Annotated in this window: 28 protein-coding genes; all 28 read left to right on the top strand. The window is 45.6% G+C overall.

Going from position 1 to position 23,303, the window contains the following annotated elements; translation table 11 throughout:
• Positions 1–71 precede the first annotated feature (71 nt).
• The gene (gene xerC, locus GT1_RS01220; protein ID WP_308507628.1) at positions 72–1,025 is read left to right on the top strand and encodes a tyrosine recombinase XerC; all 954 of its coding nucleotides are present in this window, start codon (positions 72–74) and stop codon (positions 1,023–1,025) included.
• 21 nt (positions 1,026–1,046) lie between these two features.
• Complete coding sequence (hslV, locus tag GT1_RS01215; RefSeq protein ID WP_075755034.1) at positions 1,047–1,577, top strand: ATP-dependent protease subunit HslV; 531 nt, start codon at positions 1,047–1,049, stop codon at positions 1,575–1,577.
• Between the two features lie 18 nt (positions 1,578–1,595).
• Complete coding sequence (gene hslU / locus GT1_RS01210; RefSeq protein WP_373325878.1) at positions 1,596–2,990, top strand: ATP-dependent protease ATPase subunit HslU; 1,395 nt, start codon at positions 1,596–1,598, stop codon at positions 2,988–2,990.
• A gap of 37 nt (positions 2,991–3,027) precedes the next feature.
• Complete coding sequence (gene codY / locus GT1_RS01205) at positions 3,028–3,801, top strand: GTP-sensing pleiotropic transcriptional regulator CodY (RefSeq protein ID WP_188396789.1); 774 nt, start codon at positions 3,028–3,030, stop codon at positions 3,799–3,801.
• 197 nt (positions 3,802–3,998) lie between these two features.
• The gene (gene flgB, locus GT1_RS01200) at positions 3,999–4,415 is read left to right on the top strand and encodes a flagellar basal body rod protein FlgB (protein WP_075755040.1); all 417 of its coding nucleotides are present in this window, start codon (positions 3,999–4,001) and stop codon (positions 4,413–4,415) included.
• A gap of 2 nt (positions 4,416–4,417) precedes the next feature.
• Complete coding sequence (gene flgC, locus GT1_RS01195) at positions 4,418–4,852, top strand: flagellar basal body rod protein FlgC (RefSeq protein ID WP_075755042.1); 435 nt, start codon at positions 4,418–4,420, stop codon at positions 4,850–4,852.
• Positions 4,853–4,862: 10 nt separating this feature from the next.
• Positions 4,863–5,165, top strand: coding sequence for a flagellar hook-basal body complex protein FliE (gene fliE, locus GT1_RS01190; protein ID WP_075755044.1), 303 nt, complete (start codon positions 4,863–4,865; stop codon positions 5,163–5,165).
• Positions 5,166–5,267: 102 nt separating this feature from the next.
• Complete coding sequence (fliF, locus tag GT1_RS01185) at positions 5,268–6,827, top strand: flagellar basal-body MS-ring/collar protein FliF (protein ID WP_075755046.1); 1,560 nt, start codon at positions 5,268–5,270, stop codon at positions 6,825–6,827.
• A gap of 17 nt (positions 6,828–6,844) precedes the next feature.
• The gene (gene fliG, locus GT1_RS01180; RefSeq protein ID WP_075755048.1) at positions 6,845–7,855 is read left to right on the top strand and encodes a flagellar motor switch protein FliG; all 1,011 of its coding nucleotides are present in this window, start codon (positions 6,845–6,847) and stop codon (positions 7,853–7,855) included.
• Positions 7,848–8,615, top strand: coding sequence for a FliH/SctL family protein (locus GT1_RS01175; protein WP_188396787.1), 768 nt, complete (start codon positions 7,848–7,850; stop codon positions 8,613–8,615). Before fliG ends, GT1_RS01175 begins: the two co-directional genes overlap by 8 nt.
• A complete protein-coding gene (fliI, locus tag GT1_RS01170) occupies positions 8,612–9,928 on the top strand; it encodes a flagellar protein export ATPase FliI (protein ID WP_075755052.1) in 1,317 nt (438 codons plus the stop codon). Before GT1_RS01175 ends, fliI begins: the two co-directional genes overlap by 4 nt.
• Positions 9,929–10,022: 94 nt before the next feature.
• Positions 10,023–10,475, top strand: coding sequence for a flagellar export protein FliJ (fliJ, locus tag GT1_RS01165; protein WP_188396785.1), 453 nt, complete (start codon positions 10,023–10,025; stop codon positions 10,473–10,475).
• 4 nt (positions 10,476–10,479) lie between these two features.
• The gene (locus tag GT1_RS01160) at positions 10,480–11,010 is read left to right on the top strand and encodes a lytic transglycosylase domain-containing protein (RefSeq protein WP_188397487.1); all 531 of its coding nucleotides are present in this window, start codon (positions 10,480–10,482) and stop codon (positions 11,008–11,010) included.
• Between the two features lie 15 nt (positions 11,011–11,025).
• A complete protein-coding gene (locus GT1_RS01155) occupies positions 11,026–11,682 on the top strand; it encodes a MotE family protein (protein WP_075755056.1) in 657 nt (218 codons plus the stop codon).
• 38 nt (positions 11,683–11,720) lie between these two features.
• Complete coding sequence (locus tag GT1_RS01150) at positions 11,721–13,148, top strand: flagellar hook-length control protein FliK (RefSeq protein WP_188396784.1); 1,428 nt, start codon at positions 11,721–11,723, stop codon at positions 13,146–13,148.
• 15 nt (positions 13,149–13,163) lie between these two features.
• Positions 13,164–13,775 (top strand): flagellar hook assembly protein FlgD, encoded by a 612-nt coding sequence (gene flgD, locus GT1_RS01145; RefSeq protein ID WP_075755060.1) that lies wholly within the window; start codon positions 13,164–13,166, stop codon positions 13,773–13,775.
• Positions 13,776–13,777: 2 nt separating this feature from the next.
• Positions 13,778–14,176: a TIGR02530 family flagellar biosynthesis protein gene (locus tag GT1_RS01140; protein ID WP_075755062.1), complete on the top strand. Its 399-nt coding sequence runs from the start codon at positions 13,778–13,780 to the stop codon at positions 14,174–14,176.
• A 90-nt stretch (positions 14,177–14,266) separates the two neighbouring features.
• Complete coding sequence (locus GT1_RS01135; protein WP_188396782.1) at positions 14,267–16,177, top strand: flagellar hook protein FlgE; 1,911 nt, start codon at positions 14,267–14,269, stop codon at positions 16,175–16,177.
• Positions 16,178–16,252: 75 nt separating this feature from the next.
• Positions 16,253–16,450, top strand: coding sequence for a flagellar FlbD family protein (locus tag GT1_RS01130; protein WP_075755066.1), 198 nt, complete (start codon positions 16,253–16,255; stop codon positions 16,448–16,450).
• 220 nt (positions 16,451–16,670) lie between these two features.
• Entirely contained in the window at positions 16,671–17,120 is a 450-nt protein-coding gene (gene fliL, locus GT1_RS01125; protein ID WP_083945533.1) for a flagellar basal body-associated protein FliL, read from the top strand.
• Positions 17,121–17,202: 82 nt separating this feature from the next.
• On the top strand, positions 17,203–18,207 hold the full coding sequence (fliM, locus tag GT1_RS01120) for a flagellar motor switch protein FliM (protein WP_075755070.1): 1,005 nt from the start codon (positions 17,203–17,205) through the stop codon (positions 18,205–18,207).
• Positions 18,200–19,297, top strand: coding sequence for a flagellar motor switch phosphatase FliY (gene fliY, locus GT1_RS01115; protein WP_188397485.1), 1,098 nt, complete (start codon positions 18,200–18,202; stop codon positions 19,295–19,297). Before fliM ends, fliY begins: the two co-directional genes overlap by 8 nt.
• A 40-nt stretch (positions 19,298–19,337) precedes the next feature.
• A complete protein-coding gene (locus GT1_RS01110) occupies positions 19,338–19,700 on the top strand; it encodes a response regulator (protein WP_075755074.1) in 363 nt (120 codons plus the stop codon).
• An 18-nt stretch (positions 19,701–19,718) separates the two neighbouring features.
• Positions 19,719–20,294, top strand: coding sequence for a flagellar biosynthetic protein FliO (gene fliO / locus GT1_RS01105; RefSeq protein ID WP_188396780.1), 576 nt, complete (start codon positions 19,719–19,721; stop codon positions 20,292–20,294).
• An 89-nt stretch (positions 20,295–20,383) separates the two neighbouring features.
• The gene (fliP, locus tag GT1_RS01100) at positions 20,384–21,076 is read left to right on the top strand and encodes a flagellar type III secretion system pore protein FliP (RefSeq protein ID WP_188396778.1); all 693 of its coding nucleotides are present in this window, start codon (positions 20,384–20,386) and stop codon (positions 21,074–21,076) included.
• Between the two features lie 13 nt (positions 21,077–21,089).
• Positions 21,090–21,359: a flagellar biosynthesis protein FliQ gene (gene fliQ, locus GT1_RS01095; RefSeq protein ID WP_188396776.1), complete on the top strand. Its 270-nt coding sequence runs from the start codon at positions 21,090–21,092 to the stop codon at positions 21,357–21,359.
• 46 nt (positions 21,360–21,405) lie between these two features.
• Positions 21,406–22,194, top strand: coding sequence for a flagellar biosynthetic protein FliR (fliR, locus tag GT1_RS01090; protein WP_188396774.1), 789 nt, complete (start codon positions 21,406–21,408; stop codon positions 22,192–22,194).
• Positions 22,142–23,287, top strand: a complete 1,146-nt coding sequence (gene flhB, locus GT1_RS01085) for a flagellar biosynthesis protein FlhB (protein WP_188396772.1) — start codon at positions 22,142–22,144, stop codon at positions 23,285–23,287. The genes fliR and flhB overlap by 53 nt, the downstream gene beginning before the upstream one ends.
• Positions 23,288–23,303: the final 16 nt, after the last annotated feature.

Genomic DNA, 23,303 nt, shown 5'->3' with positions numbered 1-23,303 from the left:
GAATTTTCTTAGGTGTGTTAGTATAATAGTAATTTCCGCAAAATCAGAAGCCATTAATTTTGTCGGGAAGAATGATGATAATGTGTGATAACAAACAAACAAATCAAATTGACAAATTTATAGATCAGTTTATGTTCTATTTACGAGTTGAAAAAAATTCCTCCCGCCATACGCTGCTGAATTACCAGCGCGACATTTACCAATTTGTCGAGTTTGTGTCAAATCAGGGGGGCGGTGAGAGGCCGTTTAGTTATGTTACCCCGTTGTTACTTCGCAGTTATCTAGCACATTTAAAATCGCAAGAGTACGCTAAAGCGACCATTATGCGACGAATTGCGGCGCTTAGGTCGTTTTTCCGGTTTTTATGCCGGGAAAATATTTTAAGTGAAAATCCATGTGACGCAGTTAGAACACCAAAACTGGAAAAAAAACTACCTGTCTTTCTGGATGTTAACGAAGTTAGCGAATTAATGGCTTTGCCGGATGACAGTCCGCTTGGTCTTCGGGATAAAGCGGTGCTGGAACTGCTTTATGCGACAGGCGTACGGGTTAATGAGCTTGCCGGAATTACCCTGCCGGATATTGATGCTGAGGGACGAACCATTATCGTCTCCGGTAAAGGGGCGAAAGAACGAATTGTTTTGATGGGGAAGACGGCAGTCGTTTTTTTGGAAAAATACCTGCAGCGTGCACGCCCCGTATTGTGCACTAAGACTGGCGAATATGGCCGCCAAACCAAAAAGCAGCACAGCTATCTGTTTGTAAATAACCGGGGAGGCCCGCTCACTGACCGGAGCATACGCCGGATTGTTGAAAAGTATGTGGAAGAAATGGCTGTGAAGAAAAATGTCAGTCCCCATACCCTGCGTCATACTTTTGCTACCCATCTGTTAGATAACGGGGCAGACCTCAGAACCGTGCAGGAACTCTTAGGCCATGTTAATTTGTCGACCACCCAGCTTTACACCCATATAACTACCGAAAGACTCAAAGCCAATTACAAGAAATCGCATCCACGTGCCTAAATTTCCCTTGGAGGTGATACCATGTTTCACGCTACAACGATTGTTGCTGTTCGCCATCAGGGAAAGACAGCTATTGCTGGTGACGGACAGGTTACCTTTGGTCAAAATACAGTAATGAAACACAATGCGAAAAAAGTGCGCCGCCTTTATCATGGTAAAGTTTTAGCCGGATTTGCCGGCTCGGTTGCGGACGCATTTACGTTATTCTCCAAATTTGAAAGTAAGCTGGAAGAATTTAATGGCAACATGATGAGAGCAGCTGTTGAACTGGCTAAAGAATGGCGTTTAGACAGAGTTTTACGCAGACTGGAAGCCCTGCTTATTGTTATTGATGCCGAACATCTTCTCATTATATCAGGCAATGGGGAAGTCATTGAACCGGACGACGGTGTCACCGCGATAGGTTCAGGCGGACCCTATGCATTGGCAGCCGCCAGAGCGCTTGTGCAGCACTCTGACTTGCCGGCCGCCGGCATTGCCCGTACGGCACTTGAAATTGCAGCCGGTATTTGTGTCTATACTAATGACCATATTACCGTAGAAGAACTATAGTTTTAAAGGGGGATGATTTTGCTGGAACTTACACCAAAAGAAATAGTCAGTGAGTTGAATAAATACATAATCGGTCAACAGCAGGCGAAAAAATCAGTTGCTGTGGCCCTGCGAAACCGCTGGCGCAGCAAGAAGCTGCCGGCAGAGCTTAAAGAAGAGATTGTCCCTAAGAATATCTTAATGATTGGTCCTACAGGTGTCGGTAAAACCGAGATCGCCCGGCGCCTGGCGAAACTGGTAAATGCGCCTTTCGTCAAAGTGGAAGCCACTAAATTTACCGAAATAGGTTATGTGGGCCGCGATGTCGAGTCCATGGTCCGGGATTTGCTGGAAACCTCCATTCGCATGGTTAAACACCAAAAAATGCTTGAGGTAAACGACAAAGCCAAAGACCTCGCTAATGAACGCATTCTTGACCACTTTGTTCCACCTCCCAAGAAGGATACCACACGAAATCCATTTGAAATGCTATTTTCCGGCAGTATGGGGACTAATCAGGAGAAGCCGCCGGAACCGGAAGAACCGCCGGTAGCCAGCGCAGGACGCGAATGGTGGCGTAAACGCCTTCAAAGCGGCGAGCTGGAAGAGGAACTGATCGAAATTACAGTAGAAGATAGTGGTCAACCTGTCATGGGCATGTTTGCCGGAACCGGAATCGAAGAAATGGGAATGAACATACAAGATATGCTCGGCAATATAATGCCGAAGAAACAGAAAAAGCGCAAAGTAACCGTGGCCAATGCCCGGAAAATCTTTATTCAGGAAGAAGCGCAGAAACTGATTGATATGGATGAGGTTACCGCCAGTGCCATTGACCTGGCAGAAAACTATGGGATTATTTTCCTTGATGAAATTGACAAAATAGCTGTCAGGGGTCAAAGTTCAGGGCCTGATGTTTCCCGGGAGGGAGTCCAGCGTGACATACTTCCCATTGTCGAGGGATCTACCGTTGTTACCAAATATGGTCCGGTAAAAACTGATCATGTTTTATTTATTGCTGCCGGTGCCTTTCATGTTTCGAAGCCTTCTGACCTGATACCCGAACTGCAGGGACGTTTTCCTATCCGGGTTGAACTTACCAACTTATCCAAAGAAGATTTTCAGCAAATACTTACAGAACCAGCCAATGCGCTGATAAAACAATATGTTGGTCTGCTGGAAACCGAAGGCATAGAAATTGAATTTACCGAAGATGCTATTGATGAGCTTGCCGATATTGCCTGCCGGGTGAACCTTCAGACAGAAAACATTGGGGCGCGCCGGCTGCATACCATTTTAGAAAAACTTCTGGAAGATTTGGCGTTTGATGCGCCTGATGTTGCTGAGCGGCAGGTTATTATTAATCGCGAATATGTAAAAGCAAGACTGGACCATATTGTTATTAATCAAGATTTAAGCCATTACATTTTATAAACTAATGGTTTTACATTATGAAAGGTAGGGGAATAGTATGTCTTTATTAGAACGCACTCGCGCGATTAACAAACTGCTCCAAAAATCAGAGAAAGTCGAATACAGCGAAGTTGCAGCAGTGCTTAGCAGTGTTATGGCTGCTAACATTTATATTGTCAGCAAAGACGGTGGCGTGTTAGGCTATGCCTTGATTGACGATTTTGAGTGTGAACTCATGCGGGATAAAGTGCTTAAACTGGGGCAGTTTCCGGAAAGATATGTTGAATGGCTGCGCAAAATTGATCAAACTTCACCTAACCTCCGCCTGGAAAGTGGATTATGTTCTTTTAGTGAAGGTACTTCCTGCTTATTCAACGATAAGTATACGACTATTGTGCCTATCCATGGCGTAGGCGAGCGAATTGGAACTCTGATTGTCGCTAAATTCAGCCTTGAGTTTGTGGATGATGATTTAATCCTGGCCGAATATGGTGCAACAGTTGTCGGCATGGAAATGCTCAGAGACCGCAGCGAGAAAATTGAAGAAGAAGCTCGGAAAAAGGCTACAGTGCAAGTGGCGTTAGGAACTCTGTCCTATTCGGAACTTGAGGCAGTAATGCACATACTGAGCGAGCTTGAAGGAAATGAAGGCTTGCTGGTCGCCAGTAAAATTGCAGACCGTGTTGGTATTACCCGCTCAGTCATTGTTAATGCCTTACGTAAGTTTGAAAGTGCCGGCGTAATTGAATCTAAATCGCTTGGCATGAAAGGCACCTATATTAAAGTGCTTAATGAACGCTTATTGGATGAGTTGAAAAAACTCAAAAAATAAAACAGACTTATAAAAAATCAATATTACATTCCAGCCACTGTTAAGTGGTTGGAATTTTTTTTTAGGAAAACTTAATAATCCGCTGGAAGTTTTTTAAAGGATTTTCATAGATTTTGTAGAAATATGCATAAGGTTATAGCTAACGCGCAGCACCTGAGGCGTGGTGTGCAATCTGAACATACAGGAGGGCCAGCCAAGTGCTTGATTCACTTTTAAAATCAACACAGGTATCGGTACTGGAAAAAGCGTTGGGCGCAGCCTCGCTTCGTCATAAAGTTATCAGTAATAACATTGCCAATGTTAATACACCAAAATTTAAAAAAAGTGAAGTAAGTTTTGAAGATCAGCTGGAATTAGCCATGAGTGCTGGCAAACCGGCAATTGCCAGGACACACGCCCGGCATTTGCCGATAAAATCAACAGGCATTACTAATGTTGAGCCGACTATTCACACGATTACCACTACTTCTTTCCGCAGTGACGGCAGTAATGTGGACATTGACAGCGAAATGGCCGGTTTGGCAAAAAACTCTATTTACTATGATGCAGTTGCGCAACAAATCAACAAATATTTTGCTGGTATCAAATCAGCAATTAGTGGAGGGAGAAGCTAATTATGGGATTGTTTCGGGCCATTGATTCTGCAGCTTCCGGCATGACGGCAGAGAGGCTGCGTATGGACGTTATTTCTAATAATATAGCCAATGTTAATACTACCCGCACCGCGGAAGGCGGTCCTTATCGCCGTCAAATGGTAGTATTTGAACCGCGTTCTGAACAAGCTTCCTTCGGTCAGCTGTTGTCCCGTCAGATGGAGTCAGGCGAGGGCGTTCGCGTAACAGGTATTATTAAGGATAACGCTCCCCTTAAACTTATGTACGATCCTAATCATCCTGATGCCAACCAGGATGGCTATGTGGAAATGCCTAATATTAATATTGTCAGTGAAATGGTTGATATGATTACTGCCACTAGAGCCTATGAGGCTAATGTAGCGGCTGTCAACGCTGCCAAAAGTATGGCCCTGAAGGCCTTAGATATTGGAAAGTAGGAGACAATAAATGAAAATTGAAGCTTTAAAATTAATGCCTGTCAAAAATGCTTTGTCGGAAACCGCTTCGATTGCCCAAACAGAAGAATCGGAGAAAACCTTCGGCGAGTTTTTACAAGATGCGCTACATAGTGTAAATAACCTGCAGAATCAATCTAAACAAGCATCTTTAAACCTGGCGGCCGGGAAGATTCAAGATATTGCCGAAGTAACCATCGCTGCTGAAAAGGCATCTGTTGCGCTGCAGCTCACCATGCAAGTCCGCAATAAAGTTGTTGAGTCTTATCAGGAAGTTATGAGAATGCAGGTTTAATATGAAAACAGCACAGATATCTGCCATTGCCGGGTATCTGTGCTGTAGTCTGACTACTGTATGAGTTTGGGCATATTTTTCCGTAACTGAAAGGGTGGAGACATGGCTGATTTGAAGGAACAGTCTCTGCGTCTTTGGCAAAACATGAATAAAAGACATAAGTATATTATTATTGGTACAGCCGCATTTATATTTCTTTCTATTTTACTGTGGAGTTATTGGTGGGGCAGCCGCCCGGATAATGTACCTTTGTTTACTAGTCTTGAAGCTGAAGATGCAGGCAATGTTACTGCGAAACTAAAAGAGATGAAGGCTGAGTATGAAGTTCAAACAGGAAGCAAGGGCGCTGACATTTTAGTCCCTTCTAAAGATGTACATAAGCTTAGGTTGGATTTGGCCAGCCAGGGTTTGCCCAGAGGAAATAAAGGTTTTGAAATTTTTGAGCAGAGCAAATTTGGCACTACGGAATTTCAAAACAAAGTACACCTGCTGCAAGCCATTCAGGGAGAATTAACGCGAACCATTGAACAGATGGGTGAAGTGGAAAAAGCCAGAGTACATATTGTTATGTCTGAGGACAGTCTTTATAAAAAAACTGAAAAGCCGGCCACGGCATCCATTATGCTGAAACTCAAGCCGCAAGCCCAGTTAACCCAGCAGCAGGTAAAAGGGATTGTTAATCTGGTGGCTCATAGTGTGCAGGGGCTGAAGCCGGAAAATATCACGGTTGTTGACAATCTTGCACGGGTTTTGAATGATCAGTCGGAAGAAGCTCCGCCGCTTGCCGGCACTGCTGCGCTCACCCAGTTTGAAATGACCAAAAAAGTACAGGATGATTTGCAAAAAAATGTGCAGTCACTGCTTGACCAGACACTGGGAATAGGAAAGGCTGCGGCCAGGGTGAATGTTGAGCTTAATTTTGATCAGCGTACCTTGGACCGGCAGGTTTTTGAACCTGTTGTCGATGACAAAGGCATCATTCGCAGTTCGCACGAAATCAATGAAAGTTATCAGGGAAATTCGGCGGCTGCGCCGGGTGGCGTTCCCGGAACAACTTCTAATATCCCGGGCTATGTTGCCGCCAATAATAACTCAGAGTCAAACTACGAGAAAAAAGAAGCTACCCGCAATTATGAAATCAATGAAACCAAGGAAAAGGTTGTAAGTACCCCTGGTTCCATCAAGCGGTTAACTGTTGCTGTTCTCGTTGATGCCTCTATTCCGCAATCGCAGCAGGACAGCCTTACTAAAACGGTGGCTTCTGCTATTGGCATTAATCCGGTACGCGGTGATGCCATTGCGGTAGAAACCATACAGTTCAACACAGAGCTGGCAGACAAACAACGTAAAGAAGAAGAGGAAATGGCGAAAAGACAGCAGCAGGTGTATATGCTGGCCATTGGTCTGGCTGTTCTTGCCGTTATTGCATTGCTCTACTTCTACTACAGACGCTATGCCCGCCGCCGCGAAGAGGAAGAGGCGCTTGCAGCGCTTGCGCTTGAACCGCAGCCGATAGCTGACCTGGAGGCTGAAGCAGCTAAAGAAGAATTAAACGCTCAGGAAAAAGAACGCTCTGAGCAAAGAGGTTCGATAGAGAAATTTGCCAAATCACGGCCTGAAGATGTAGCTCAGATTCTTAAGGTTTGGTTAGCGGATGAGTAATGAGAGGTGTTTAGGCCATGTACCAGTCAAATGAAATGACAGGAAAACAAAAAGCAGCAATTTTGTTGATCGCTCTGGGGCCTGACATCTCAGCCCAGGTGTTAAAACACATGCGTGAAGATGAAATTGAAAAATTAACGCTGGAAATTGCCAATCAGCGAAAATTGTCACAAGAACAAAAAGATAAAGTGCTTGCTGAGTTTCATCAAATGTGTGTGGCTAAAGAATATATTTCCAACGGGGGTCTGGATTATGCCCGCGAAGTGCTGGAAAAGGCATTGGGCTCCGAAAAAGCCGTATCAATTATCAACCGGTTAACTACCAGTCTGCAAATCCGGCCGTTTGACTTTGCCCGCAAAACCGACCCCAGTCAATTACTTAACTTTATCCAAAACGAACATCCTCAAACCATTGCATTAATTATGGCCTATCTTCAGCCGGAGCAATCTGCCGCTATCGTTTCCGCATTGCCGCCTGAACGGCAGGTGGACGTTGCCCGCAGGATTGCAACGATGGACCGGACTTCGCCTGATGTAATCCGTGATGTGGAAAGAATTCTTGAACGCAAATTATCATCACTGGTGACGCAAGACTTTACAGCTGCCGGTGGCGTTGATTCTGTTGTCGATATTCTTAACCGGGTTGACAGGACTACTGAACGAACCATTATTGAAAACATGGAAGTGCAAAATCCTGAGCTGGCTGAAGAAATTAAAAAGCGGATGTTTGTTTTCGAAGATATTGTTCTTCTCGACGACAGGTCGCTTCAGCTTGTGCTTAGAGAAATTGACAACAAAGACTTGGCGTTGGCGCTTAAAGCAACCGCAAGCGAAGTATCTGAAAAAGTTTACAAAAATATTTCCAAACGGGCCGGTGAAATGCTTCGCGAAGAAATCGAGTACATGGGTCCGGTACGTATAAGAGATGTGGAAGAAGCGCAGCAGAAAATTGTTAATAATATACGTCGTCTCGAAGAATCGGGTGAAATCGTTGTTTCTCGTGGTAAAGGAGACGAAATAATTGTCTAAGATCATAAAAAGTGTGTTCTTCGAAAAAAACTGCCCGGTAATTATCAAAGCCCGTCCGATTATCGCACCCGAGCCGGTGCGTGAACAGGAGCCGGAGCCGGTTGTGCCTGCAATCGACCTGGAGGCTTTCCGGTATGAGGCTGAGACAATTATCGCCAAGGCGGAAGAAACTGCAGCCAAGTGCTTGACTGAGGCTGAAAGCAAGGCGCACGAACTGGCACAGCAGGCTTATGAAGAAGGCCACAATAAGGGCTATCAGGAAGGCCTTGAGCAAGGTCAGCAGGAAGGGCTTGAACAAGGAAAACAAACAGCACTGGCTGATATGCAGCAGACTATGCAGTTGACCCTGGAGAAGGCTCAGGGAATCGTCGGGACGGCAGAACAAGCGGCCCGGCAGATGATTCTTGACGCCGAACGGGAGATTGTCGAAATTGCTTTTGTTGTAGCCAAAAGAGTACTGGCCCGGGAGCTGGAAGAAAACCCAACTGCCATTTTGCCAATTGTGAAAGAAGCATTAAGCAAGGTTCGCGACCAGGAACAAATTACTATTCGAGTCAATCCCGAAGATTATGAAATGGTACTGATGGCCAAACGCGATTTGCAGCTTATGGTTGGCAGGGAAAATGCGGTTAGTGTAACTGTTGATCCCATTGTTCCATTAGGAGGCTGTGTTATTGACACCTCGCTGGGTACGGTCGATGCCAGGCTGGATACCAAATTAGAATTGGTTTACAAAGCCATTCAGGAAGTGCTGCCATGAACCCAGCATTTGATCCATCAAAATATCTCTCCGCTATATATAGTGCCGACACCATGAAATTAAATGGTAGAATTACCCAGATAATCGGTCTGGTGATTGAATCGCAGGGACCGCATGTAAACCTCGGAGAATTGTGCTACATTTACCCGCGCAATCCGGGTGAACCGATTCCTGCCGAAGTTGTAGGCTTTAGAGAGAATCGCGTGCTGTTAATGCCTGTCGGTGAAATTCAGGGTATTGGTCCAGGCTGTGAAGTTGTATCGGCTCATCGAGTGCTTAAAGTAAATGTAGGGCGTCAACTGTTAGGCCGGATTTTGGATGGACTTGGTAATCCGATTGATGGCAAAGGTCCACTGAACAGTAACAGTCAATACCCGCTTACTGCTGTGCCGCCACCACCTTTAGCCCGCCGGCGCATCTCAGAAAAACTCGGTGTCGGTGTTCGGGCTATTGACAGCTTACTGACCCTTGGCAGAGGCCAACGGGTAGGGATTATGGCTGGCAGCGGTGTGGGCAAGAGCACCCTTTTAGGCATGATAGCCCGGAATACGGAGGCTGATATTAGTGTAATTGCTCTTATTGGTGAACGTGGCCGGGAAGTACGGGAATTCATTGAACGGGATTTAGGCGAGGAAGGGTTAAAACGAGCGGTTGTCGTTGTTGCGACATCAGACCAGCCGGCGTTGGTCAGGCTCAAGGGAGCCATGACAGCCACCGCCATTGCTGAATACTTCCGGGATCAGGGACTGGATGTTATGCTGATGATGGATTCCGTGACCCGGTTTGCCATGGCACAGCGTGAAGTTGGCCTGACAGTAGGTGAACCGCCGGCTACCCGGGGATATACTCCTTCCGTATTTGCCATGCTGCCAAAATTACTCGAACGCTCAGGTACTGGCGACCGGGGATCAATAACCGGAATTTACACCGTGTTGGTTGACGGGGATGATATGAACGAGCCGATAGCCGATGCGGTTCGCAGCATTCTTGACGGACACATTGTGTTGAGCCGGAATTTGGCTGCACAAAATCACTATCCGGCCATTGATATCTTAGCCAGTGTCAGCCGGGTCATGCTGGAAATTGTTGAGACTGAACATGTGCAATGTGCGCAGCAATTGCGTGCTTTATTGGCAACCTATCGCGAAGCTGAAGATTTAATTAATATCGGGGCCTATGCTCATGGCAGCAACCCGGCTATCGACCAGGCAATTGCTGTCATTGCCGAGATTAAAAAGTTTCTCCAGCAAGGCATTAATGAAAATACCCTGCTGTCAGAAACGGTTCAGCGCTTAAAAAAACTTGTCGCTTAGAGATATATTCCCCATTAAAGAAGCTGGCAGGTGCAGACGGGTGGAATATTGCAAAAAAATAGTCGTTATATATAGCTGCTAAGGATGAAAGCTTATGAAGAAGTTTCGGTTTCGCCTGGAAATGCTGCTAAAATTTCGAAAAATGCAGGAAGAACAAGCGCAGATTAAGCTAGCCGAAGCCGCGGACCGTTTGCGCAAAGCACAAGAATTGCTAAATGACTTACAAAATACACTGGCACTCAACCTTGACCGGCTTAATGACGAGCAGGCCGGACAACCGACAATTGAGAAGCTTAAGACCTTTAGTTATTATATCGATAAAATAAAGAGCGAAATTATCGCTCAACGGGAGCAAGTTGCCAAGGCAACGGAATATCGCCAGGAATGCCTTACCTTATTGGAGGCTGCCATTCAACAGCGAAAACTTGTTGATAACTTGCGAAAAAAACGGTTGGAACAGTATAATAACGAGCTATTGCAGGAAGAGCAAAAAATTCTTGACGAGCTTGGAACGCAAGCCTTTATGCGTGACAAGGAGAGTGGTTAACATGATGGAGAGTATTAATCAAGTGATGCAGCGAATTGCTGCTATAGAACAGCGGTTTTCTCATACTCAGTCCCGGCCTGCCGGTGATTTTGCCGCAACACTTGCCGCAGCGGACGCAGCGCAGCAGTCAACTGCTGCCAAACTTGCAGTCAGCGCCGGCAAGGAAGATATTGTTAAGATGATAAACCTAGCTGCCGGCAAATATGGGGTTGACCCCAAGCTGGCAATGGCGGTAGCTGAAGCCGAATCAGGCTTGTCACCTGAAGCCGTTTCGCCGGTTGGGGCTGTTGGCGTAATGCAATTGATGCCTGAAACTGCCCGCTCATTAGGGGTACGCAATAGCAAGGATCCGCGGGAGAACATTGACGGCGGTGTTCGCTATCTGAAACAAATGCTCACTACCTTTGGAGGGGATGTCAGCAAAGCGGTAGCCGCTTATAATGCCGGCCCGCAGGCTGTGAAAAATTTTAATGGTATTCCCCCTTATAGCGAAACCCGTAACTATGTAGCCAGAGTGCTATCACTGGCTAAGTAGAGGAGTCTGTAATTAATGGCTGAAAAACCTAGAACTCCTGCTGCCAAATCCAAACAGCCGCCGCCTGCTGCACCGCCACCGGTACAGCAAGAACCGCAGTCAAGATTTGGCCTGGTATTTAAAATTTTGGTGGTAATCCTCTCCCTGTGTATTCTCACAGCTATCGGATTTGGTGCCGGAGTCTATTTTAAATTATTTGATGTAGAAAAAATCACCAGTGATATGAATTTGTCCCAATATCCGGTGATGGAGCGTTTTTTGCCCAAAACTAATTTTGAGCCGGTAGAGTTGGAGGAAGATATGGCTGCGCCTGGGCCGGCAGCAGTGCCGCCGGTAATATCGAATCCGGCTGAGCAGCCGGCAGCACCTGTGCCAACTCCGCAAATGCCAAATCCTAATATCATTACCCCGGAGGATTTGGAAAAACAAGCCCAGCTTAGACAGCAGGAAGAAGCCAAGCGTATCTCAAAATTAGCCCGTTTGTACGGTGGAATGAAGCCCGATGCGGCGGTAACAATTATGAATGAACTGGATGATGCTACCGTTATTGCCATTTTCGGCAAAATGGAAGAAGACCAGGTTTCTAAAATACTGGCTTTGTTTGATTCTAAACGCGCCGCCCGCATAACCGAAGATATGCTCAAAGGTCAGCGCCAGCCGCCACGCCTGTAGCATAAATAGTATGTACGCACCGAAAGGAGGTGAAAAACATGAATACAGCACTCGGTTTATTACCAGTCAACCCGCAAACGGCAGCCGCTTCCGGCAAGACGGCTAATAACAAGCCGAAAAGTCAGCAAAACAACAGTTTTAGCGACAAACTGAATACTGCTGTTTCACAATCCGAAGCACAGCAGACAACAGATGGTAAGACAGAGAAGCTTTTACTGCCTGACCTGCCAACAAATTTGGTCATCAAGACTGCTGAGTCTGCCGACAAGCAAGTTTTACCTGAAAGCTTGGACATGCTCACAGATGAATTACCTGGCTCTGATGACGGCGCAATGCTTCCGGCTGATCAGCTTTTACAGACCGCCGTGAATACTGCCCTGACTGTACCAGGATTTATTCCAGTGCCAACGGCCGCCAGTGAGTCTGCCGCTCCTGAAGCGACAGTTGCTCCGGTAACAGCTCCCAGCATCAATTTGCAACAGCAGGCAGCGGTTTCACCGGAAAGTGCGCAAATGGGAACATTGTTTGCAGAAACCGCCAATAATCCGGCCAGTCAGGCGCAATTGCCTGCAGAACTTATTCCGACTGCAACTACAGCGGCTAATACTGCCAGCCTGAATACGCAACAGATGCAGGGAAATCTACCGCAGTCAGTGCCAAGTGCGGAGGATATTGCCACAATAGGGCCTCAGACTGTGATCGCAGGCCAAAGTCAGATACCTAAAGCCGAAACAGGTATGCGTAATGAGCGTCTTGTAGAAGCTGAGCAGCAGCCAGCAGAGGCTGAGGTACTGCCGCTCTTGCCGACCGACCAACAGGGTAAACAGGCAAGTAAAGGGTTTAGCGGAGAAGGCCAAAAGCATTCTTCAGCGGAAAATCCGCTCAGCCAGCCTAAGCTTGCTCAGGACCTGAGTATCAATACGGTGGAAGTAAATAAAACACACACCTTTACCCAAGGCCTGGATACTATTTTAACCAAAACCGGTACCACCGCCGCTGCAGAGACCAAGCAGCCAGGAGTTCCTTTTGCCGATGTTCATCAAGTGGCTGAGCAAATCGTAGCCCAGACCAGACTTATTGCCAAGCCGCAAAACACCGAAATGATTATCAGGCTAAAACCTGAACATCTGGGAGAGCTTACCCTTAAGGTTGCTGTAGAAAACGGTGTGGTGAACGCCAGTTTCCATTCCAACAATTCCGAAGTACGCAATATCATCGAACAATCGCTGCCACAGCTCAAACTGGATTTGGCCAATAACGGTCTTAAGGTTGACAATGTAAGTGTTTCAGCCGGACTGGACCAGTTTTTGCCCAATCATGACCAGGACAGAAATTCGCGCCAGCAATTCATCAAGCTTACGAACAAAAAGGACGCTGAGGGCTTTGTTGAGGCAATTGACGGAGAAGTGGCAGAGGGAAGAATTCCCGGAACCGGCAGTCAAGCCGGTGTGGATTACCGTATATAAGAAAAGGAGGTTATCATGGCTGGTATATATACTACTAACTCAACGCAGAGCGCAGCAAGCTCAGCTACTGACAAGACCAATAACAGGACCAATAAAACCAATGAACTTGGCAAAGATGATTTCCTGAAGTTATTGATTACGCAGCTGAGATATCAAGATCCGATGGAGCCGATGGAAGATAAGGATTTTATTGCCCAAATGGCCCAATTTACCAGTTTGGAACAAATGAAAAACCTGAACACCTCGATGCAGATGAGTCAGGCCAGCGGTTTGATTGGAAAGGTAGTCAGCTGGGCGCAGGGTGGACAGCTTTACTATGGCATGGTCAATTCTGTGCAAATAGTCAACGGCGAAGCAAGACTGGTTCTTGACGAAAATACCACTGTGGGGCTGAGTGAAGTAATAAGCGTTACGGAAATTCCGGTTGATTACACTACCGGGCAGATGACTCAGGCCAGCACCCTGATCGGTAAAACAGTAGGCTGGATAGATAAAGACGGGAAGGAAACCTACGGCGTGGTGAATTCTGTGCGCTTGGTGGATGGTGTGCCGAAACTGGTTATTGGCGACAGCACTATCGGGCTAAGTGAAGTAACCAGCGTCAAGGATAGCTCCACAGGTGACTAGCGATGTCTGATAACCGTATTTACCAGTCATATCAGCCTTTGCCGCCAATAGTACCGGTATCATCGTCACCCAAACCAGCAAGAGCAGCGGCGAATCAACCGGCTGCGGGAACCAGTTTCAATCAAATTCTGGGTCAGGAACTTGCCGGCGTTACTTTTTCCAAGCATGCGCTCCAGCGGCTTGACAGCCGGAAAATTCAGCTTGACAGCAGCCAGCTCAATCAGCTCAGTCAGGCTATTGACAAAGCGGCGCAAAAAGGTGCAAAAGAATCACTGATCATTATGGATAATAATTTGGCGTTTGTCGTCAGTGTGAAAAACAAAACGGTAATTACTGCTGTGGACGGCGCAAGTGGCGCAGGCAACGTATTTACCAATATTGACAGTGCGGTAATCATTTAGGGCTGGACCTCTTGAGGAAGCCCCACAGGCTGCTGATTGACAGATGCAGCCAATATGTTACTAAAAGAATGTAGGAGGTCATGTTTAACTATGATGCGTTCATTATTTGCCGGAGTATCCGGTCTTCGCAACCATCAGACCCGGATGGATGTCATCGGCAATAATATTGCCAATGTCAATACGGTTGGGTTTAAAGGCAGCAGAGTTAACTTTCAGGATATTTTAAGCCAAACCCTGCAGGGAGCATCCTCGCCGCAAGGCAATCGCGGCGGTACCAACCCGAAGCAGGTTGGTCTCGGGATGGCTGTGGCCAGTATTGATACTATTTTCACCGATGGCAGCTACCAGCCTACAGGCAAGCAAACAGACCTGGCAATCACAGGTCAGGGATTCTTTATTTTAGCTGATGGCAACCAAAAGTACTATACACGTGCAGGTAATTTTGACTTTGATGTGCAGGGCAATTATGTGGTGCCCGGAACCGGCTTAAAGGTGGCAGGCTGGATGGCCGATTCTGTTACCGGGAATATTGATTCCACCGGCGACATTACTACCATTAAAATTCCAGTTGGTGAGATGATGAAGGCGCAGCAAACCAACAAAATTACCTTTGGCAAGAACTTATCGGCCAGCGCGATCAAGACAGGCACAGCAGCCGAACGGGCGGCGGCAGACATTGCTTTGACAACGGCAAAATCGGACAAGGATGCGGCAGATCTTGCATTGCAAAATGCAAACACTGCCTTAGCGGCAGCAAATACTGCTTTATCAACGGCACAAACTGACGAAGTGAAAGCAAAGGCGTCCCAGAATGCACTGGTGGCTGCACAAACAGCCATGGCTGCTGCACATGCTGCGGCAGTAGCTTTGCAGAATGGTACACCTGCTCCGGTACCGACAGCAGCTGATGTAGCCTTGCTTGCAAATACAGCCGCAGCTCTCGCAGCCACTGCCGCAGATAGTGCTACTTCGGCTACGCAAACTGCTGCTAATGATCTAAAAAACGCGGCTACTAACTTAAAAACCGAGGCGGATAAATTGGCTGCTACACCTCCAACATCAACTATAGGTGCAGTAGTTGGACTTGCAGCCACTGCGGAAGGATTTGCAAATACAGCAGTTACCGCTGCAAACGGAGCATTCACCACTGCAGAAGCAGCACGACAGGCAGCAGAAGCTGACCAGCAACTTAAAAAAACTGCACAAACAGCTGCATCACAAACAGCGCTTGATGCAGCAACTGCTGTTACAAATGCATCGGAGGCAGTGAAAGCAGCCTATAACGAAACATCTAAAGTACCGATGCAGGTTACCATATATGATTCACAAGGAAATCCATACACCATAAACGCCAGCATTATCAAGACCGGAGATAATACCTGGGAGTTTACTCCTTCCGGGACTGCTGTTAACAAAGATGGTGTTACAGTCGGGACAATAACCGGGAATCCGTCGACAATCTCCTTTGATCGTTTTGGTGTGTATGATGCGTTAAACACCATGGTAAACAGCCTGACGATTGATCCGGCAGGCGGACCCTATGCCGGCGCCGGTTCTTTCACGGTTGATCTGGATTTTTCGGCAATTTCTCAATATGCCAGTGAGTCTACAGCTAAGGCAACCGAGCAAAATGGCTGGGCTGACGGTACTTTAGACGGTGTTACCATTGATGCTACAGGCACTATTGTGGGTAATTTTACCAATGGTATGAGTAAGAATCTGGCAAGGGTTGCGATGGCTGTATTTAACAATCCCGGCGGCCTGAATAAAGCCGGTGACAATCTGTATACTGAGACCAATAACTCCGGCATTGCGGACATCGGCACAAGCGGTACCGGCGGGCGCGGTGAGTTTGCCGGCGGTACTCTGGAAATGTCCAATGTCGACTTGGCTCAGCAATTCAGTGATATGATTATTACTCAGCGTGGCTTCCAGGCCAACTCCAAAATTATTACCACAACCGACGAAATGCTGGAGCTATTGGCTAACTTGAAGCGATAATTGCATGATGGGTAGCGGAGGGAAGACCTCTCTTCCGCTACCTGCTTTTTCAAAAAGTAAGTGAGGAGGATTGACATGATAAAGGTTACCAAACTTAAGTCGCAAGACCGCGATTTTGTGGTGAATGCCGAACTGATTGAAACCATTGAGGAGACACCTGATACGGTAATTACGTTAACCAGCGGCAAAAAACTGATTGTGGAAGAATCAATGGATGAAATTGTACGCATGGTTATGGATTACCGGCGGGCATTGTTTAGAAATATGCGGTAACCTCTCCTTTTATATAATGTGCTAACTATTGTGGCAGGCGGGTGGTGTGTTGGCAAAAGCGTAAGTCAAACGCCAGTGGTGGAGAGTTGTCAATGCACCACCCGCATGCACCTATCAGATTCTTTAACGCGGAATATATAGCTGGTAAGCTGCATGTCAATGAAACAAATATCTATGTAATGGAGGTGTGCCAGTGGCTGAAGAGGAAAAACCAAAAAAAATGTCAATGATGACAATTATCATTTTGATCGTGGTGGGCTTAATTTTAGCCGGTGGTATTTCGTACTTGATTGCGACAAGAGTGGTATCTGATAAAACGGTTGAGAAAAGTGCGCTGCATGAGCCGGGACATTTTATTAAGCTAGGGGATGCAAAAGACGGACTTATTCTCAATATTGGCGGAGTCAATAGCGGCCGGTACCTTAAAATCGGCTTGATTGTGGAATTGAAACCTGAGAAGAAAACAGCGCAAAAAGAAGGGAAATTACCCTCACCTGAGGAAATAAAGATATTGGATACTGCAGTTTATGTCTTACGTTCGCAGAAAATAGAAGATTTTGACCCGGCAAAACAAGATCAGCTAAAAGAAGTATTAAAAAATGAAATTAATACAGTTCTTGGCGGCGAACGGGTTTATGACATTTATATTACTAATTTTGTTTTACAGTAGAATCATGTCGAATATTTTTGTATAATAAATTAACTGCTCGTTAAGTACATAGTTTTGTTTTTTGTGGAAAGGTGGGGGAGGATTGGCAGGGCCTGATGTTTTATCACAATCCGAAATCGATGATTTACTGTCAGCTTTGTCGACTGGTGTTGTCACTGCTGAAGAAATAAAAACTGAAGAAAAACAGCGTAAGATTAAAATCTATGACTTTAAGCGTCCGGATAAGTTTTCTAAAGACCAAATCCGTACCATCTACATGCTGCACGAAAATTTCGCGCGCATGATCAATACCTACCTTTCAGCCCATCTGCGGACACTTATTCATATTGATGTTGCGTCTGTTGACCAACTGACATATGAGGAATTTATCCGGTCAATGCCCAATCCCAGTGTTATTAGTATTTTCCAGATGCGGCCGCTGAAAGGCAACGCAATCCTGGAGATAAATCCTAACATTGTGTTAGCGATTATTGACAGATTGTTTGGCGGTCCTGGATTGCCTCCTGCCAAAGCACGTGCCTTGACTGATATAGAGGAAGCCATTATTCGTAAGGTTATTCATAAAGCTATGGAAAGCATGCAGGAAGCTTGGAAGCAAGTTGTAAGTATAGAGCCCCGGATGGAGGCTTTAGAGACCAACCCGCAGTTTACTCAGATTGTCCCTCCCAATGACATGGTGGTGCTGATTACGCTTCAGGCAAAGATTGGTCAGGCGGAAGGGCTGATGAATATCTGTATCCCTTATTTAGTGCTTGAACCAATTATGTCTAAGTTGACAACGACTTTTTGGGTGTCTTCTTCAACAGCCAAACAATCTTCACCGGAAACCATGAATACGTTGCAGCGCAAGCTCGAGAAAACCCTTATTCCTGTTATTACAGAACTTGGACGGGCTACTATCAGCGTTCATGAACTTTTGAATTTGGGAGTGGGGGATGTGTTGCAGCTTGACACTAAGGCTGAAAATGATTTGAGTGTCATTATTGGCAGCAGGGAAAAGTTTAAGTGTAAACCGGGTTTAGTCGGACATAAAAATGCAATACAAATTACTCAAGTAATTTCCCAAGGAGATGATAATGATGAGTGACGGATTCCTGTCCCAGGAAGAAATAGACGCTTTATTAAGAGGCGAACCGGTAGCAGCCTCGCCATCTCCGGCTGGGCAAGAGTTGTCGGATATTGAAAAAGATGCTTTGGGTGAGATTGGCAATATCTCTATGGGGACGGCCGCTACTACGCTGTCTGTGCTTTTGGGCAGACGAGTCTCGATTACTACCCCGAAGGTCTCAATATCTACTTTGGATGAAATAAAGCGCCAGTATCCGCTGCCGTATTTGGTTATTGAAGTAGGGTATACCCAGGGATTGCTGGGAACCAATATTTTAGCTATACGCGAGCAAGACGCGTTAATTATTGCCGATCTGATGATGGGCGGTGACGGTTCAAATCCGCCGACCGAATTAAACGAATTGTATATGAGTGCTGTCAGTGAATCTATGAATCAGATGATGGGGTCAACAGCCACATCCATATCTACCATTTTCAAGAAAAAAGTGGATATAGCGCCACCCAAGGTCAATTTATTGGATTTTGCTATAGATCCTGATATTACTCAAATTGTTACAGGCAATGACCCGTTGGTACGGGTGTCTTTCCGGATGGAAGTAGAAGAGCTTATTGACAGTGAGCTTATGCAGCTTATGCCGCTTAGTGTTGCCAAAGAAATGGTGGAAAATTTGATGAATGCTGTTCAGCCGGCAGCAGCCCCGCCGCCGCAGCCAGCGCCGCCTAAACCCGCAGCGCCGCCACCACAACCGGCTCCTGCTTATGCTCAGCCGACCCAGCAACCGGTGCAAAATGTGGCAGTGCAACCTGTTCAATTTGCGCCGTTAAAACCAGGAGGCATGCCTGGTGTTGACACCAATATTGGCCTGCTTTTAGATGTACCGCTGCAAATTACGGTGGAGTTGGGCCGCACCCGCAAACTAATACGTGATATTCTCGAATTAGCGCCAGGTTCGGTGATCGAACTCGATAAGCTGGCCGGCGAGCCGGTAGATATTTTAGCTAATGGCAAATTGATTGCCAAAGGGGAAGTTGTAGTTATTGACGAAAACTTTGGTGTGAGGATCACCGATGTAATAAGTCCCTTGGAGCGGGTTAACAATCTCCAGTAACAATTCTAAATAAATTTCGAAATAGGGAGAGATTATTTTAATGGCGATTAAAGTTTTAGTCGTGGATGATGCTGCTTTTATGCGCATGATGATTAAAGATATTTTATCCAAAAACGGCTATGATGTAGTTGGCGAAGCGGAAAACGGTCTTAAAGCACTGGAAAAATATCAGGAGCTTAAGCCTGATTTGACCACAATGGATATTACTATGCCGGAAATGGATGGAATTACTGCCGTAAAAGAAATTAAAAAAATTGATCCCAGTGCTAAAGTAATTATGTGCAGCGCAATGGGGCAGCAGGCTATGGTTATTGAAGCAATTCAGTCAGGGGCTCGCGACTTTATCGTTAAGCCGTTCCAGCCTGACCGCGTGCTTGAAGCTGTCCGCAAAGCAGTTGGCTAGATGGGAATATACTGATACATGCGCAGTAAATTTCATGTAAGCGGTAGTGTTGTACTCATTATTTTTGTTTTGCTATTTTTGACAGGCCAGGTATTGGCAGCCGCGGAAACAGGCGAATATTTAAAATATCAAGAGCCTCAGCCGACGGCATCCTCCTGGCTTGCTACCAGCAGTTATATTATTTCGTTACTGTTAACTTTTTTGCTGGTTCTCGGGCTTGCCTATTTTACATCCAAATTTTTGGGGCAAAGAATGACACGGGCCGGAGGATTTGGCGGCAAAGTGTATTCTACTTTGTCATTGGGTCCTAATCGTGCTGTTCATGTGGTAGAGATAGCAGGTAAGTTTATGGTGCTTGGGGTTACCGAGCAGAATATTACGCTGCTCAATGAGATTACTTCACCAACTGAGATTGAGCGTATTAAAGCTTTGCAGGCTACTGCTAATACCCTGCCGCCCGAACAGTTTGGCAGCATTTTTCGCCGCCAGCTTGTCTCGCTCAAGCAGATGCCAAGAAATTTTCCCCTTGTTTTCGGTTCAGACACTCCCGAAACAGTTGATAAGGAGCCTGAAAACAATAATAGGAAGAGGTAAATAGAGTGTCACGATGGATTACATATACAAAAACATGGCATTACCATGTTTTTGTTTTGACCCTAATTATAGCACTGGCTTTTCCGGCAATGGCTACAGCAGCACCGTTGATTCCCAATATTAATATTGGGGTGGAAGAAGCGAATAATCCCCAGGATGTTGCTCTGAGCCTGCAAGTTCTGTTAACATTAACGGTGCTTTCACTGGCACCGTCTATTTTGATTATGATGACATCCTTTACTCGCATTATTGTCGTATTATCCTTTATGCGCAGTGCATTGGCAACCCAGCAGATGCCGCCGAATCAGGTTTTAGTCGGACTGGCTTTGTTTTTAACCTTTTTTACGATGTCGCCTTATTTTGACCAGGTGAATAAAAATGCGCTCCAGCCCATGCTGGCCGGGACGATAAACCAGGAAACGGCACTTACCGAAGCCATGAACCCTATGCGTGAGTTTATGTTCAAGCAAACCCGTGAAAATGATCTGGCTTTATTTGTAAATATGTCGGAAATGGCGCGGCCTAATGCGCCGGAAGATGTCCCCACCTCGGTGTTGATTCCGGCTTTTATCATTAGCGAGCTGAAGACGGCTTTTCAAATTGGCTTTTTAATTTACATTCCTTTTATCGTAATTGATATGGTAGTGGCCAGCACCCTTATGGCTATGGGGATGATGATGGTGCCGCCGGTAATGATCTCGCTGCCTTTTAAGCTTTTACTATTTGTACTGGTAGATGGCTGGCATTTGGTTGTCCGCTCATTGGTCAGTAGTTTTCACTAAGAGGAGGGCGCTTATGTCGGGCGATATGGCTATCCAGTTAGGCCGGAATGCATTGGCTATGGTTATGATGGTCGCAGCTCCGATGCTTGTTCTTGGCTTGCTGGTTGGTATTATGGTGAGCATATTTCAAGCGACAACCCAAATACAGGAACAAACACTTGTGTTTATTCCCAAGATCATTGCTGTTTTTGTTGCTATACTTGTTTTTGGGCCATGGATGCTGAGTATATTGGTTGATTATACCAGAGAGATATTTATGAATCTGCCGGCCATGGTACGCTAACTGGAAGGAGCAGCGGTATTTCTACATAGATTGGTGGTAAGCAATATTGGATTTGTTTACTTTACTGCAAAACCAGTTAGGCTTTTGTCTGTTGATCTTTGCGCGAATGAGCGGGATTTTTTCGACAGCCCCGATGTTTGGTGCCCGCAATGTTCCGGTAATGGTCAAAGCCGGGCTGTCGTTACTATTATCCTATATATTGTTACCGCTGTTAGCTGAACCAAACCTTATTTTGCCGGACGCCTTATTATCCTATGTTGCCTTGATTATCGGTGAATTTTTAATCGGCCTGATCATGGGATTTGCCTGTTCGTTTATATTTCATGGAATACAGATGACAGGGGCATTGTTAGATACGCAAATCGGCTTTGGGATGGTGAATGTCTTTGATCCGCTAATTGGCCAGCAGGTGCCGATTATTGGCAATTTTAAATATATCTTGGCGATGCTGGTTTATTTGGCAAGTAACAGTCATCATCTTTTTTTGTCAGCTATGTTTTACAGTTTCAAAATCATTCCGGTAACCAAGGGGGTATTTCAGCCCAATATGCTGGCTAATATTATGGTGGATATGCTTGTTGCCATTTTTATTATTGCAGTCAAGATTAGTTTGCCGATTTCGGTAGCTTTAGTGCTTACCGATGTAGCTTTAGGTATTTTAGCCCGTACTATGCCCCAAATGAATATTTTTGTCGTTGGTGTGCCGGGCAAAATTCTTGTCGGCATTTTTGTACTATCTTTGGCTTTACCATTTTACATTGTTTTCTTGGAGGTAGTTTTCAATGAAATTTTTCACCACATGTACCGCCTCCTGGAAAGTTTTGCGCCAATTTAAAGCTAACCGGTATAAGCTGACCAGCTTTGACCTGCAGTTATTTAATGGTGAAAAGACGGAAGAGGCTACTCCGAAACGCAGGCAGGAGTCCAGAAAAAAAGGACAGGTGGCCAAAAGCAATGAAATTAATTCGGTATTTGTTATTCTGGCTGCTTTCTGCACACTTAAGTTTTTAGGAGATCATGCCTATAATCAGCTGACAGGCTTTATGAAAACAACGTTGTCAAGTTTGGCTACACCGGACTTTACGTTTCAGTCTGTGCAATTAATATATGTTAAGGCAGTTGTAGTGTTGTTAAAAACAGTTTTGCCGGTTTTGTTTGTTATCATGATCATTGCGGTAATGATCAATTTCATGCAAGTCGGGGCCATGTTTTCGACAGAGGTTATCATGCCGAAATTTAGCAAGCTGAATCCGATATCCGGCTTTCAGCGCTTATTTTCCAAAAGATCACTTGTCGAACTGGCAAAGTCTATTTTCAAGGTATGTATTATCGGTTATTTTATTTACCGCTTTGCGGTGTTACAAACAGGAGATATTCCTAAGTTAATTAATATGGAGATTATCGATTCGGTGGCACTGGCGGCTTCGCTGGTGCTTGACCTGGCTTTTCAGATTATTGCCGTCATGATGATTCTGGCAATCTTTGATTATATCTATCAATGGTGGGAACATAATCAGAGCTTAAAAATGTCTAAACAAGAAGTAAAAGAAGAGTTCAAACAAACCGAAGGCAATCCGCAAATAAAAAGTAAAATAAAAGAAAAACAGAGGGCTATCGCTATGCGGCGTATGATGCAGGAAATTCCCAAAGCCGATGTCGTAGTGACAAATCCGACCCATCTGGCCATTGCTTTAAAGTATGAAAAAAATATGTCGGCACCGGTGGTTTTGGCGAAGGGACAGGATTTTATCGCTGAGCGTATCAAACAAGTGGCCCGGGAGCACAAGGTAGTTGTGGTAGAAAACAAACCGTTGGCGCGTGCGCTGTATCCGGTAGTGGAAATTGGGGATGTTGTACCCCCTGAATTATATCAGGCGGTGGCGGAAGTTTTGGCTTATGTATACCGCTTAAAAAAACGCTTGTCTTAGTAGAAGGAGCGATTTG

The sequence above is a fragment of the Sporomusa sp. GT1 genome, assembly GCF_014634905.1.
GTDB lineage: Bacteria > Bacillota > Negativicutes > Sporomusales > Sporomusaceae > Sporomusa > Sporomusa sphaeroides.
This window is presented reverse-complemented; position numbering and strand designations above follow the sequence as displayed.